The following is a 12,097-nucleotide window of genomic DNA, read 5'->3' as shown; positions in this document are numbered from 1 at the left end:
CATGCAACAGGGTGCCCGACGCCCCCGCCGCGCGGCCGCACGTGGTGCCCGTGCTCGGGCTCTGGCTGGGCGGATCCCCCTGCTTCAACACCGCCCGGCAGGCCCGCAAGGCCGCCGACCTCGCCCGGCACCCCGGATGCGTGCTCACCGGCGCCGACACCGACGTCGACCTGGTCGTCGGCGCGACGCGCCGGCGCTTTGTCGATCATTAGGATCGGGCGGGTGACAGAGGTAATCGCGCGGGACGGCACCTGGACCTTCGACGGCGGGACGATACGCATCGTCCCCGGCCGCGACCGAGGCGTGCACCGCCTTCGGCAGCTGCTCGGCGAGGTCGAGGTGCCGCTCGCCGCGGTCGCCGGCATCGCGTACGAGCCGGGCCGCAAGCAGGGCCGGCTGCGCCTGCGACTGCGGCCCGGCGCCGACCCGTTCCTGCAGCTGTGCGGCGGTCGGCTGGACGACGCGGCCGATCCGTACGCGCTCGTCGTCGAGTCCGACCGCACCGGTGTGGCCGAGTACTTCGCGGACGCGGTGCGCGACGCCCGCGTCGTCGAGAGCGTCCCCGACGGCCCGTGCGACCGCTACCTGCTCCCGCCGCTCGCGGTGCCCCAGGCCGGCAACGGCAAGGACGGCAGCGTCGCCTTCGACGGCGACACCGTCCGCCTGGAATGGGGCTGGCTCGCCGACGAACGCAAGCGCGCGCACGGCACCCAGCGCATACCGCTCGCCGACATCGCGGACGTCGAATGGCACCCGGCGGTCGGCATGGACTACGGGCACCTACGCTTCCGGCGCCGCTCCGACGAGGCCGAGGCGCCGCCGCACCTCGACCCGAACTGCCTGCTGCTGTGGGGCACCAAAAAGGAAAGCGGCACCTCCGCCCTCGTCGGCGCCGCGGTCCTGGGCCGCCTCCCGCACCCCACCGCACCGGCACCCGCCCCCGTCGCGGAACTCCCCGCACCGACCCCACCGGCCGAAGCCGGAGACCCGGACGTCATCCTCCGCCGCCTCCGCGAACTCGGCGACCTGCGCCGCGACGGCATCCTCGACGACACCGAGTTCGCCGCAGCGAAGGCGGCCCTACTGCGGAGACTGTGACGCGCCGACCGTCAGGATCCGCTCTGTCCAGGAGTCCAGGTCGCCGCCACACGGTTGATGTCCGGGCTGCGCAGGATGTGCTCCCCGCCGCCGCCCCGCCCCGCGACCACGAGCATGGCGCGGCCGATGTTCTCCGTGGTCGTGACCTTGTTCGGCGCCAGGCGCCGGATGAGCGGGTAGAGCACCGAGAACACCGGGTACAGGCGCCGGTACGCGGGGGTCCGGGACTGCTCGCCGTGCTTCGCGAGGATGAAGCCGGGCCGGAACATGTACGCGTGGAACGGCATCGCGAGCAGCGCGTTCTCGGTCCGGCCCTTCACCCGGGCCCACATTTGGCGTCCTCGCTCGCTGCTGTCGGTCCCCTCCCCGGAGACGTACACGAACGTGAGCCCCGGGTCGTCGGGCAGGGCCCGGGCGGCGGCGAGCGTGAAGTCGTACGTGATGTGCCGGTACTCCTCCTCGCCCTTGCCGGCGGAGGTGACCCCGAGGCAGAAGAAGCACGCGTCGACGTCCGCGAACTCATCGGCGACCGCTGAGAAGTCCGTGAAGTCGGTGTGCACGATCTCGCGCAGCTTGGTGTCGGACAGCCCGAGAGGCGCCCGGCCGACGGCGACGACGCTCGCGACGCGGTCGTCGAGCAGGCATTCGCGTAGGACGCCCTGCCCGACCATGCCGGACGTGCCGAACAGGAGAACGTTCACGGGCTCACTCCACAGTGCGGTTCCAGGACCTCCACCGGACGCTAGCGCCGCCCGGCCCCCACGTCCGGGACGCGCGGCCGGACACTCCGCGCCGCGAGCGCGGCGAACTCTCTAGCGGCCCTTCGGGGCGGTGAGTTCGACGACGAGCCCGTCCGGGTCCGTCAGCCGCAGATTGTGGCTGACCGACTCCTCGAAAACCTCACCCGGCGCCAACCCCGCCTCGACGAACCCGCCCCGCAACCGCTCGAGCGCCGCCAGGTCCGACACGGCGAACGAGAGATGGTCGATGCCGGGCGTAGCTGCGGCGTCCCCGGGCCCGGCCGTCTGCATTCCGATCACAAACCCCGCCGTGGGATGCCGCAGAGCGGCATAAGGCCCCGACTCGAGCACCCCCGACGCCAGATCATCCAGCCCCAACACAGCCCGGTAGAAGGCGGCACTCGCCTCTACATCACGCACCACCAACTGAATGTGCGAGAACCCCAGAATCACCCGCGCATGCTACGTCCGCCCCGACGCGACAACCAGAGCGACCGCCGGCGGCTCATGTACGGGCAGCACCCGACGGCGGGCGTCCTTGCGGATGTCAGGCCGCCGTGCGCTGGGGCTCCGGGTGGAGGTCGTCGAGGGTGGTGACGTGGGTGTGGCGCCAGCCGTGGGTGACCGGGACCGCGTCGCCCAGGTGGGGGTGGTCCGCGGCGAGGTCGGTGTGGATGTGGGGGATGGGTGGCGGGTCCTGGGGCCACAGGTGGGTGGCGGTGACCGAGGCGGCCAGGGCGGTCGTTCCCAAGACTGCGACGGTGTAGGGGAGTCCGGCCGTCGCGCCCAGCCAGCCGGCGAGGGGGTAGGTGACGAGCCAGGCCATGTGCGAGAGGGAGAACTGCGCCGCGAAGGCCTGGGTGAGCATTGGTCGGGGGGCCGAGCGGCGGATCACCCGGCCGGTCGGGGTGAGCACCATCGAGGCCGCCGCGCCGAAGGCCGCCCATGTCGCGAGAAGCGCGGGCCAGCGCCAACTCGCAGATGGGGTAAGGGTGATCGCGGCGAGGGCGGCGAACACGAGGGGCAGCAGCAGCGCGCCGCGGAGCATCACCGTGCGGTCGGAGACCCGGTCCAGCGTGCGCGGCAGCAGCAGGGCCACGGCCATCGAGCCCGCGCCGTAGGCGCCGAGTGCCAGGGCGACGCTGCCTGCGGCCAGGCCGAGTTCGCTGCGCACGTAGACGACGGTGTTGACGGTGACCATCGCGCCGGCGGCCGCGACGGCGAGGTTGAGGAGGAGCAGGGCGCGCAGCCGGGGTGTGGAGAAGAAGATCCGGGCGCCGGCCGTGGCCTTCGCGTATACGCCCTCGCCGCGCGGCGCCGCGGCGGGCTTCGGCAGAACGGCGGAGACGACCAGCAGGGCTGATGCGGCGAAGCCGGCCACCGTTCCGAGGAAGAGCCAGTTGTAGCTGATCAGCGCGAGCAGCGCGGCGGCGAGTGCCGGGCTGAACAGGCTCTCCATGTCGTAGGCGAGCCGCGACAGGGACAGCGCGCGGGTGTAGTCGCGCTCCTCCGGCAGCACGTCGGGGATGACCGCCTGGAAGGTCGGGGTGAACGCCGCCGAGGCCGACTGCAGAAGGAAGACCAGCACGTACACCTGCCAGACCTGGTCGACGAACGGCAGCGACAGCGCGACCGCGGCCCGGATCAGGTCCGCGCCGACCATGAGCGCGCGCCTCGGGACGCGGTCGGCGAGCGCGCCGACGGCGGGGGCGATGGCGACGTACGCGGCCATCTTGATCGCCAGCGCGGTGCCGAGCACGGACCCGGCGTCGGCGCCCGCGATGTCGTACGCCAGCAGCCCCAGCGCGACGGTCGCCAGCCCGGTGCCGACCAGGGCGATGACCTGGGCGGTGAAGAGCAGGCGGTAGGTGCGGTTGCGGAGGACGGCGAGCATGGCGGCTCCTCGCGGCCGGGGGACTGACACCTCCCACGATACATACATGTGCGCATCTGCGCACATGTGAGCGTGTGGGCTAGGCTGGCCCCATGCCTGACCGCACAGAGCTCCCACCTGCGACAGGAACGCACCTGCGCACGCCGGACGCCGCGCGCCTGGCCGCCGCCGCATCGGTGTTCGCGCTGCTCTCGGACCCCACACGGCTGCACGTCCTCTGGTTGCTCGCGCAGGACGAGGCGGACGTCGGCACCCTCGCCGAGCAGACCGGCGCGGCCCGCCCCGCGGTCAGCCAGCACCTCGCCAAGCTCCGCCTCGCCGGCCTGGTCGACACCCGCCGCGAGGGCCGACACGTCCACTACCGCCTCGCGGACGGACACCTGCGCCGTCTTGTGCTGGAGGCGCTGAGCCACGCGGACCACCGCGTGACGGGCGCCGCGCCGCACGACTGAGGACGCGGTCGACGGCGCGGGCTCTTCGCGGCCGCCGCCGACTTCGACCTGGGGCGGCCCGGCCTCTCCGCCCTGCCTCGGCTACCCCCTGCGCGCCGCCGCGATCCCGCGCCGGTAGAGCTCCGGCAGCGGCTCGGGCAGGTCGTCGACCGGGAAGAACTTCACGACGCGGTGCTCGTCGCCGGGCGTCGGCTCGGCGGACGCGTCGCACTCCGCGCGGTACATGACCACGACCACCTGCCCCTCGGGGCCGACGCGCAGGATGTCGGCGTACACGACGGGGCCCGGAGTGACCGACAGGCCCGACTCCTCGTGGACTTCGCGGACCAGCGTGGCCGCCGCGTCCCGGTCGCCGCGGTCGGGCCAGCCGCCGGGCAGCTCCCACTCGTCGCGGGGGTTGAGGCAGAGCATGACCTCGTCGCCGCGCAGGACGACCGCCTTGAGGCTCGCGGGGACGAAGTACCAGCCGGTGTCGCTGTCGATCACGGTGCCGCCGCCTTTCGTCGGGCCGGATTCGGGCCGGGTGCCGGTGGGGACGCCCGCGGCGTACCGGACGGTTGCGGACGCTATTCTGCGCGTAAGGTAACGCACGCATAACAAACCTATCTCTCGGTTGGTTTTCGCGGCTAGCGTGAGCACACCCCCAGCAGGCGGCACGAAAGGCACCACGGCATGACGAGCGGCAACACCCCCGGCCTCGGCGACCCCCAGCTGCGCGAGCTCGTCGGCCGCCTGACCCTCGAGGACAAGGTGCGGCTGGTCGTCGGCGAGGACTTCTGGTCGCTGCCCGCGATGCCGCAGATCGGTCTGCGCAAGCTGCGGCTGTGCGACGGCCCCGTCGGCGTCCGCGGCGTCGTGTGGGGCGACGAGCGCGCGACGTCGCTGCTGTTCCCGTCGCCCAGCGCCCAGGCCGCCGTCTGGGACCCGGAGGTGGCGTACCGCATCGGCTCGCTGATGGGCGCCCAGGCCCGCGACAAGGACATCGACATCCTGCTCGCGCCGACCGTCAACATGCACCGCACCCCGCTCGGCGGACGGCACTTCGAGTGCTACTCCGAGGACCCGCTGCTCTCCGCCAAGACCGCCGTCGGGTTCGTCCGCGGCGTGCAGTCCGCCGGCGTCGCGGCCACCATGAAGCACTTCGTGGCCAACGACTCCGAGAACGAGCGCTTCACGTACGACGTCACCGTCGACGAGCGCGCGCTGCGCGAGGTGTACCTGGCGCCGTTCGAGGCCGCCGTCCGAGAGGCGCGGGTGTGGCTCGTCATGTCGGCGTACAACGGTGTCAACGGCACCTCGATGACCGAGAACTCCCGCCTGCAGAACGAGATCCTCAAGGGCGAGTGGGGCTTCGACGGCGTGGTCGTGTCGGACTACGACGCCGTCCGCACCACCGAGCCCGCCGCGCTCGGCGGCACCGACGTCGCCATGCCGCCGCCCGTCCCGCACTGGGGCGAGCCGCTGGTCGAGGCGGTCCGCGAGGGGCGCGTCGACGAGGCGGTCCTCGACGACAAGATCCTGCGCATCCTGCGGCTCGCCGCCTGGGTCGGCGCCCTCGAGGGCCACGACCCGCGCCCGACCGGCGTCACCACGCCCGCCGACGCCGCCGAGCAGATCCGCGCCATCACCGCCAAGGCGATGGTGCTGCTGGAGAACCGCGACGCCGCGCTGCCCGTCGACCCGTCCGCCGTGCGGCGCGTCGCCGTCATCGGGCCGAACGCGGTACGGCTGTCGTCGCAGGGCGGCGGCAGCGCGCACGTCAACCCGGAGCGCGTCGTCGGCGTGCCGGAGGGGCTGCGCGAGGCGTTCGGGTCCGACGTCGAGCTGACCGTGCGGGAAGGCGTTTTCACCCACCGCGCGCTGCCCGACGTGCCGCTCGCCGCGTCCGTTGATCCAGCAACCGGCAAGCCGGGCACGGGCGTTGCGTTCGCCGCCGCCGACGGCACCTCGCTCGGCGACGAACACCGGCTCGGCTCCAGCGTCATGTACTGGCCGGGCGACATGCCCGAGGGCACCGCCGTCATCACCATGCACACCCGAGTGACGCCCACCGTCGACGGCACGCACCTGCTGGACGTGCGCGGCATCGGCGAGTTCGAGGTCACCGTCGACGGCGCCGCGCGCCCGACGCTGCGGCACGACAACGACAGCAGTGACGTCATCGAGGCGATGCTCAAGCCGCCGGTCAGCCGCATCGATGTCGCGGCGAAGGCGGGCGTGCCGGTCGACGTCACCGTGCGGTACACCGTCGACCCCGAGGTCGGCTTCGCCGCCGTGGCGCTCGGCTGGGCCGACCCGCGCCTGCCCGAGGACGACGAACTCGCCGCCGCCGTCGCGGACGCGGCCGCCGCCGACCTGGCCGTCGTGGTCGTCGGCACCACGCACGACACGGAGGGGGAGGGCTTCGACCGCGAGACCCTCGCGCTCCCGGGCCGCTCCGACGAACTCGTCGCGCGGGTCGCCGCGGCCAACCCCAACACGATCGTGGTGGTCAACGCCGGGTCGCCCGTCCTGATGCCGTGGCGCGACGACGTCGCGGCGGTGCTGTGGGCGTGGCTGCCGGGCCAGGAGGGCGGCGCCGTGATCGGCGACATCCTGACGGGCGCCGCCGAACCGGGCGGACGCCTGCCGACCACCTACCCGGCCGACGAGGCCTCCGTGCCCGTGCTGTCCACCACGCCGGTCGACGGGCGGCACACCTACAGCGAGTCGCACACCATCGGCTACCGGCTGTGGGCGCGGCGGGGCGCGCTCCCGGCGTACCCGTTCGGCTACGGCCTGGGCTACACCGAGTGGGCGTACGAGGGCCTGACGGTGGAGGGCGACGCCGCCACCGGCCTGACCGTGGAGGCGACCGTCGCCAACACCGGTGCGCGTGACGGCCGCGAGGTCGTGCAGGTGTACCTGGAGCCGGTCTCCGGCGAGCTGTTCGGCGCGCCCGAGCCGATCCGCCTGATCGGGTACGCCCCGGTGGAAGCGGCGTCCGGCGCCAAGGCTTCCGTCCGGATCACGGTCGACGCCGCGACCCTGGCCCGTTGGGACGAGGCCACCGCCGAGTGGACGACGACCCCGGGCGCGTACCGCGTCGGCGTCGGCCGCAACGCCGCCGACCTGCGCCTCGCGGCGGAGATCACCCTCTAGCGGCACCGGAGTTCCCCCGGGCCCGGCCTGTCGCCAACGCGGCCGGGCCCGGCGGGCGTTCATCCGTCCGGGCCGTTCACTCCTCCTCGAACCCGTCGATGTACTCGAGTTCGCCGGGGCCGAGAACGGCCCGGTCGATGCCGTACACCGGCGCGACCTGCGCGCGGTCGAAGCCGGGCCGGATGGACAGCTCGGTCATGGCGTGCAACTGGGCCTCCCGCGCGTCCGGATCGTCCTCGACGGCCGCGATCGAAGCGAGCAGCGCGACCACGAGCCCCACTTCCCGCTCGTTGAACGCGCGCAGCCAGTCGCAGACGACCTCGGCCGCCTCCTCCCGCCCGCGCGGGCGCTCGTCGAGCAACCGTCGTACCAGCCGGCACAGTTGCTTGTCTCCGACGCTCACCACGCACCTCCTCGCGACGCACTGTGCCCGACCTCCCGCTCCCGGCGCGAGCCGGTTTCCGGTATGACAGCCTGCGACGTCGTGGTGCCGTCCGGTGCCGCGGCCCGACCGAGGAGGAGCGCGTGGTGGACCTGCAACCCGGAGCGAACGCCGAACTGCCGCCGGGACCGGTCGTCCTCGACCTGGCCTGGGGCGACGGCGTGCAGTTGGACGTGGCGGCGCTGCTCGTCGGCGCGGACGGCAAGGTGCGCGGGGACGCGGACATGGTGTTCTTCAACAACCCGCGGGCCGAGGGCGGCGCGGTCGCGTTCTCCGCGGGGGACCGGTCCGCCCGCGTCGACGTCGAGCCCTCTGCGCTCCCGGCGGCTGTGCAGCGGGTCGTCGTGGTGGCCTCGGTGGACGTCGCTGCGCCGATGGGGACCACGTTCGCCGCGGCGCAGGGCATACGCGCCACAGCGACCGCAGGCCCGACGCGGTACGGCCTCGAGGTCCCCGTGCTGGACCGCGGTGAGACTGCGGCGGTGCTGGCCGAGCTGTACCGGCGCGGCGACGGCTGGAAGGTCCGCGCCGTCGGGCAGGGCTACGCGTCCGGACTCGCGGGCGTGGCCGTCGACTTCGGAGTGGACGTCGAGCCCGAGCAGTCGGACGTCGAACCCGCGCAGCCCCTCGCCGCCGCCGAAACGATTCCGCCCGCCGCCCCGGCATTCGCGGTGCCGGCGCAGGCGGCCGCCCCGCGCGGGAACGCCATCTCCCTCGCCAAGGGCGCCACCGCCGCCGTCCCGTTCGACAAGTACGCCCGCGACGCGTTCGTCACCGTCACCCTGGAATGGGACGGAGGAGCAGGCGCCCAGGCCGACTCCGACCTCGACCTGTACGCGCTCTTCGTCCCCGCCGACCAGGTCGACGGCAAGGACCGCACGCTGATCGGCCATCGCCGCCCCGACGGCGACGCGCTGCCGCGGTCCGCGCGCCGCGTGCTCAACGACGTGCGGCACCACCCGAGGACCGGCGCGGTCTACTGGAACAACCCCGGCGCCGAGCGGGCCGCCCCCTACATCCGTCTGGACGCCGACGCCCGCACTCCCGGCGTCGAGACGATCCGCGTCACCCGCCCCGCCGCGCAGGGCTTCGTCCTCGTCTGCGCCTACAGCGCGCTCGGCAACGGCATCGGCAGCTTCCGCAGCTACGGCGCCCGCGCGGTGGTGACCGACGGCGGCGCGAACACCGTCATCGCGCCGCTGCACGACGACAACGACTACAGCTATTGGGTGGTTGTCGCGCTGGTCGACTTCACCGACCCGCAGGGCCTCGCCGTCCGCCACATCGAGGCCTACAGCCGCAAGGACAGCGAGAGCCGGCCGGTGCTCTTCCCCGACGGCAGCTTCGCCATGGACCGCGGCCCGGTCGAGTTCAAGGACCTCGGCGACTTCGACTGAGCCGGGCCGCGTGATAGCCATGGACGCGCCGGACAACCCCGTACGAAAGGCACCCGCATGACGTGGCCGCACGACGCCGAAGCCCACGACCCGCGCCTGCCGCTCGCCGGGGTGCGCGTGCTCGACCTGTCCCGCATCCTCGCCGGGCCGCTGGCCGCGACCGTGCTGGGCGACCTCGGCGCGGACGTCGTCAAGGTCGAGTCACCGCAGGGAGACGAGACACGGCGGTGGGGACCGCCCTTCCACGGCGACGACGCGGCCTACTTCATGGCGCTCAACCGCAACCGGCGCGCCCTCGTCCTGGACCTGCGCGACGCCGAAGGCCAGGAGGCCGTACGCCGGTTGGCGGCGGACGCCGACGTCGTCGTGGAGAACTTCCTCCCGCGCCAACTCGCCTCGCTCGGGCTGGACGAGGTGCGCGACACCTCACCGCACGCCGTCTGGGTCTCGATCCGCGGCGCCTCCGAAGCCGGCCCGCTCGGCGACCAACCGGGCTACGACGCCATGGCCCAGGCCCGCACCGGCATCATGTCGGTGACCGGCCACCCCGAGACCGGCCCGACCAAGGTCGGGCTGCCCGTCGTCGACGTGGTCACCGGCCTGTACGCGGCCATCGGCGCCCTGGCCGCACTGCTCGGCCGACGCCACCCCTCCGACGGAGCGGCCGCCCGCGTCGAAGTGCCCCTCTTCGAATGCGGCGTCTCCGCCCTCATCAACCAGGCGGCGAACCACCTCATCGGCGGCACCGTGCCGGGCCTGCTCGGCAACCTCCACCCCAACGTCGCCCCGTACGGCCCGATCCCGACCGCCGACGGCGAACTCGTCCTCGGCGCCACCAGCGACCGCCAGTTCACCGCCCTGTGCACCGCCATCGGCCGCCCCGAACTCGCCGCCGACCCCCGCTTCGCCGACAACCCGGCCCGCGTCGCCCACCGGGACGCCCTCGTCCTCCTCCTCGCCGACGCCCTGCGCGCCGACCCGACCCGCACCTGGGAAGAACGCCTCCTCCAGGCCGGCATCGCCTGCGCCCCGGTCAACACCGTCGACCAGGTCTTCGCCGAAGAACAGGTATCCGCAGCCGCCCTGACCCCAACCGTCACCCACCCCGCCGGCCCGGTACGCCTGGTCGCGTCCCCCCTACGCCTGGACGGCCAACGCCCCCCGATCCGCCGCGCCCCACCCCTCCTGGGCGAGCACACGGCAGCGATCCTCGAAGCCCTCAACACCCCTTCCCGGCCTACAACTTCGCGATCTCCGTCAGACGAGCCACAATGACAACCGTCCGCGTCCCACCCATCACCCCGGGAACGGTGAACGTCACCTCGATCCCTCGATACCCGATTCGAGTGACCACGCCGTCCGACCCCTTGGGCACCGACGCCCGCAACAACCCACGGATATCGGCGATGGCCCGCACCTTGTCCCCAACCTTCATGCCGCCTCCCCCGAGTGGCGTAGGGCACCTACCATGCCCGGGCGCGCAGCCTAGGCGCAGAACCCTTCCCGCAAAACCGACTTTTCGGTCCGCCGCTAGGTGGGCCAGGGCGTCTCGGTGGGGGAGGGGGACGGCGTGGCGCACTGTTGGATGCGGCCGACCAGGTGGCAGCCGGCTGGGAGGTGGCGGGGGTGGGCCAGGCCCCATAGGCCGATGGCTAGAACCAGCAGGATGCCTGTGGCGAGGATGATCCACGTTCCCGTGCCTGCTGTGGGGCGTCGTTGGCGGTATGGCATCTCGCTCCTCTCGCATGACTCGCGACATCCAAGCGGGTTCCTGATCAGCCATCGAACACTTTGACTGCCAGCCACAGTTCGCGCTGGTCGGCAGGGGAACCGAACACGTCCGCGCCGAGTCGCTTCGACAGTCGCGCCAGGCGCTTGCGCAGACCGGGGACGGACAGGCCGAGCGCCTCGGCGGTCGGCCGCGTCCGGCAGTCGTGGTCGAGCCAGGCGCGCAGCGTGACCGCGTTCGTCGAACCGGGGGAGTCCAGGACGCCGTTCAAGACGGCCTCGGCCCAACTGCGGGCCAGCGGTTGGGCGAGGAGGTCGGACAAGGAGACCGGCCCGGGGACGTCGGTCGGTGCTGTGCCGACGGGAGGGCGCGGGAGACTGTCGAGGTACAGCGCGAGGCACAGCATGGTCTGCGCGCCGGTGCGGTCCAGGTCCACGCCGAGCACTCGGCCCACCTTCCGGACTCGCGCGCTCAGGGAGCTTCGGTGCAGGTACAGCGTGCCCGCGGCGTCCCGGCCGCAGGCCAGCCAGGCGCGTACGGTGGCGGTGAGTTCGGCCGCGCCGGGGTCCTGAGCGCGGGTCGGGTAGTACGCGCGCAGCGGGGCCAGGAACCCGTTCGCCCAAGCGCGTCCGAGCGGCCCGGCGAGCAGCATCGGGCCGGTGCCCAGGGCTGTCGGTCCGGCGGTCTCCGGCTGGGACCGCAACGCGCCGGGTTGGTCGGCAGGTACTTGGAGTTCGCCGAGTGCGTACGCATAGCCGCGCACGGCGTCGCGCAACGGCAGCGGCGCGCTGCCGGCGATCCGGCAGCGCCCGTCCATCGCCGTCCACACGGCGGAGGCGAAGCCGTCGGCCTCGGCCGAGGTGAGCGCCAGCGCCTGGCGCACGTTGTCCGGGCTGCGACCGACCCACGCGAAGCCGCCCGTGGACAGGCGTGTTGCCGCGGTGACCGCCGCCGCGACCGCGCGGTCCCGGTCGTGCGGTCGGGTGTCCAGCACGAACACCCTTGCGTGGCGGGGGAGCGGACGCCCCATCAGACGCGCGACGCGGGACGCGGCGCTCAGGTGCCCGGTCAGGACCAGGTCGACGACGCCGTCGCTCAAAGCCGCCTCGGCGGCGGCGAGTTGGGAGTCCAGCACGGGTTGTCCGCGGCGGCCGACCTGTGCGGGCCCGTCGGTGTGCAGGTACGTCATGGTGTCCTCCTTGCT

General features: G+C 73.2%; 12 protein-coding genes. 6 read left to right on the top strand and 6 right to left on the bottom strand.

All coding sequences use genetic code 11. The features are described from left to right. Positions 1-11: 11 nt before the first annotated feature. Positions 12-212, top strand: a complete 201-nt coding sequence (locus QI554_RS20365; protein ID WP_485131015.1) for a pyridoxamine 5'-phosphate oxidase family protein — start codon at positions 12-14, stop codon at positions 210-212. 10 nt (positions 213-222) lie between these two features. Then, a complete protein-coding gene (locus QI554_RS20360; protein ID WP_281471570.1) occupies positions 223-1,098 on the top strand; it encodes a DUF4429 domain-containing protein in 876 nt (291 codons plus the stop codon). An 11-nt stretch (positions 1,099-1,109) separates the two neighbouring features. Here the strand turns inward: QI554_RS20360 and QI554_RS20355 are convergent, their stop codons facing one another. The 3 genes from QI554_RS20355 to QI554_RS20345 form a co-directional block, all read right to left on the bottom strand. Beyond that, the gene (locus QI554_RS20355) at positions 1,110-1,799 is read right to left on the bottom strand and encodes a Rossmann-fold NAD(P)-binding domain-containing protein (protein WP_281471569.1); all 690 of its coding nucleotides are present in this window, start codon (positions 1,797-1,799) and stop codon (positions 1,110-1,112) included. A gap of 111 nt (positions 1,800-1,910) precedes the next feature. Beyond that, complete coding sequence (locus QI554_RS20350; protein ID WP_281471568.1) at positions 1,911-2,291, bottom strand: VOC family protein; 381 nt, start codon at positions 2,289-2,291, stop codon at positions 1,911-1,913. Positions 2,292-2,385: 94 nt separating this feature from the next. Beyond that, positions 2,386-3,732, bottom strand: coding sequence for an MFS transporter (locus QI554_RS20345; RefSeq protein ID WP_281471567.1), 1,347 nt, complete (start codon positions 3,730-3,732; stop codon positions 2,386-2,388). 92 nt (positions 3,733-3,824) lie between these two features. On the opposite strand from QI554_RS20345, the gene QI554_RS20340 reads away from it, so the two are divergent. Beyond that, positions 3,825-4,184 carry an ArsR/SmtB family transcription factor gene (locus QI554_RS20340; protein ID WP_281471566.1) on the top strand — a complete coding sequence of 120 codons (360 nt, stop codon included), beginning with the start codon at positions 3,825-3,827 and terminating at the stop codon, positions 4,182-4,184. A gap of 81 nt (positions 4,185-4,265) precedes the next feature. On the opposite strand, the gene QI554_RS20335 is transcribed toward QI554_RS20340, so the two are convergent. Beyond that, positions 4,266-4,670: an NUDIX domain-containing protein gene (locus tag QI554_RS20335; RefSeq protein WP_281471565.1), complete on the bottom strand. Its 405-nt coding sequence runs from the start codon at positions 4,668-4,670 to the stop codon at positions 4,266-4,268. A 186-nt stretch (positions 4,671-4,856) separates the two neighbouring features. Between QI554_RS20335 and QI554_RS20330 the strand changes: the two genes are divergently transcribed. After that, positions 4,857-7,325 carry a beta-glucosidase gene (locus tag QI554_RS20330; protein ID WP_281471564.1) on the top strand — a complete coding sequence of 823 codons (2,469 nt, stop codon included), beginning with the start codon at positions 4,857-4,859 and terminating at the stop codon, positions 7,323-7,325. A gap of 76 nt (positions 7,326-7,401) precedes the next feature. On the opposite strand, the gene QI554_RS20325 is transcribed toward QI554_RS20330, so the two are convergent. Beyond that, positions 7,402-7,728: a hypothetical protein gene (locus QI554_RS20325; protein ID WP_281471563.1), complete on the bottom strand. Its 327-nt coding sequence runs from the start codon at positions 7,726-7,728 to the stop codon at positions 7,402-7,404. 122 nt (positions 7,729-7,850) lie between these two features. Here QI554_RS20325 and QI554_RS20320 point away from each other — a divergent pair, with 122 nt between their 5' ends. Together QI554_RS20320 and QI554_RS20315 are read left to right on the top strand one after the other, a co-directional pair. Beyond that, a complete protein-coding gene (locus QI554_RS20320) occupies positions 7,851-9,164 on the top strand; it encodes a TerD family protein (protein ID WP_281471562.1) in 1,314 nt (437 codons plus the stop codon). A gap of 57 nt (positions 9,165-9,221) precedes the next feature. Continuing rightward, positions 9,222-10,439: a CaiB/BaiF CoA transferase family protein gene (locus QI554_RS20315; RefSeq protein ID WP_281471561.1), complete on the top strand. Its 1,218-nt coding sequence runs from the start codon at positions 9,222-9,224 to the stop codon at positions 10,437-10,439. Positions 10,440-10,939: 500 nt separating this feature from the next. Here the strand turns inward: QI554_RS20315 and QI554_RS20310 are convergent, their stop codons facing one another. Further along, positions 10,940-12,082 carry a helix-turn-helix domain-containing protein gene (locus QI554_RS20310; protein ID WP_281471560.1) on the bottom strand — a complete coding sequence of 381 codons (1,143 nt, stop codon included), beginning with the start codon at positions 12,080-12,082 and terminating at the stop codon, positions 10,940-10,942. Between the last annotated feature and the right edge of the window lie 15 nt (positions 12,083-12,097).

The sequence above is a fragment of the Yinghuangia seranimata genome, from assembly GCF_029953285.1.
Taxonomy (GTDB): Bacteria; Actinomycetota; Actinomycetes; order Streptomycetales; family Streptomycetaceae; genus Yinghuangia; species Yinghuangia seranimata.
Note: the sequence above shows the minus strand (reverse complement) of the source record. Positions and strands in the feature narration are given on the sequence as shown.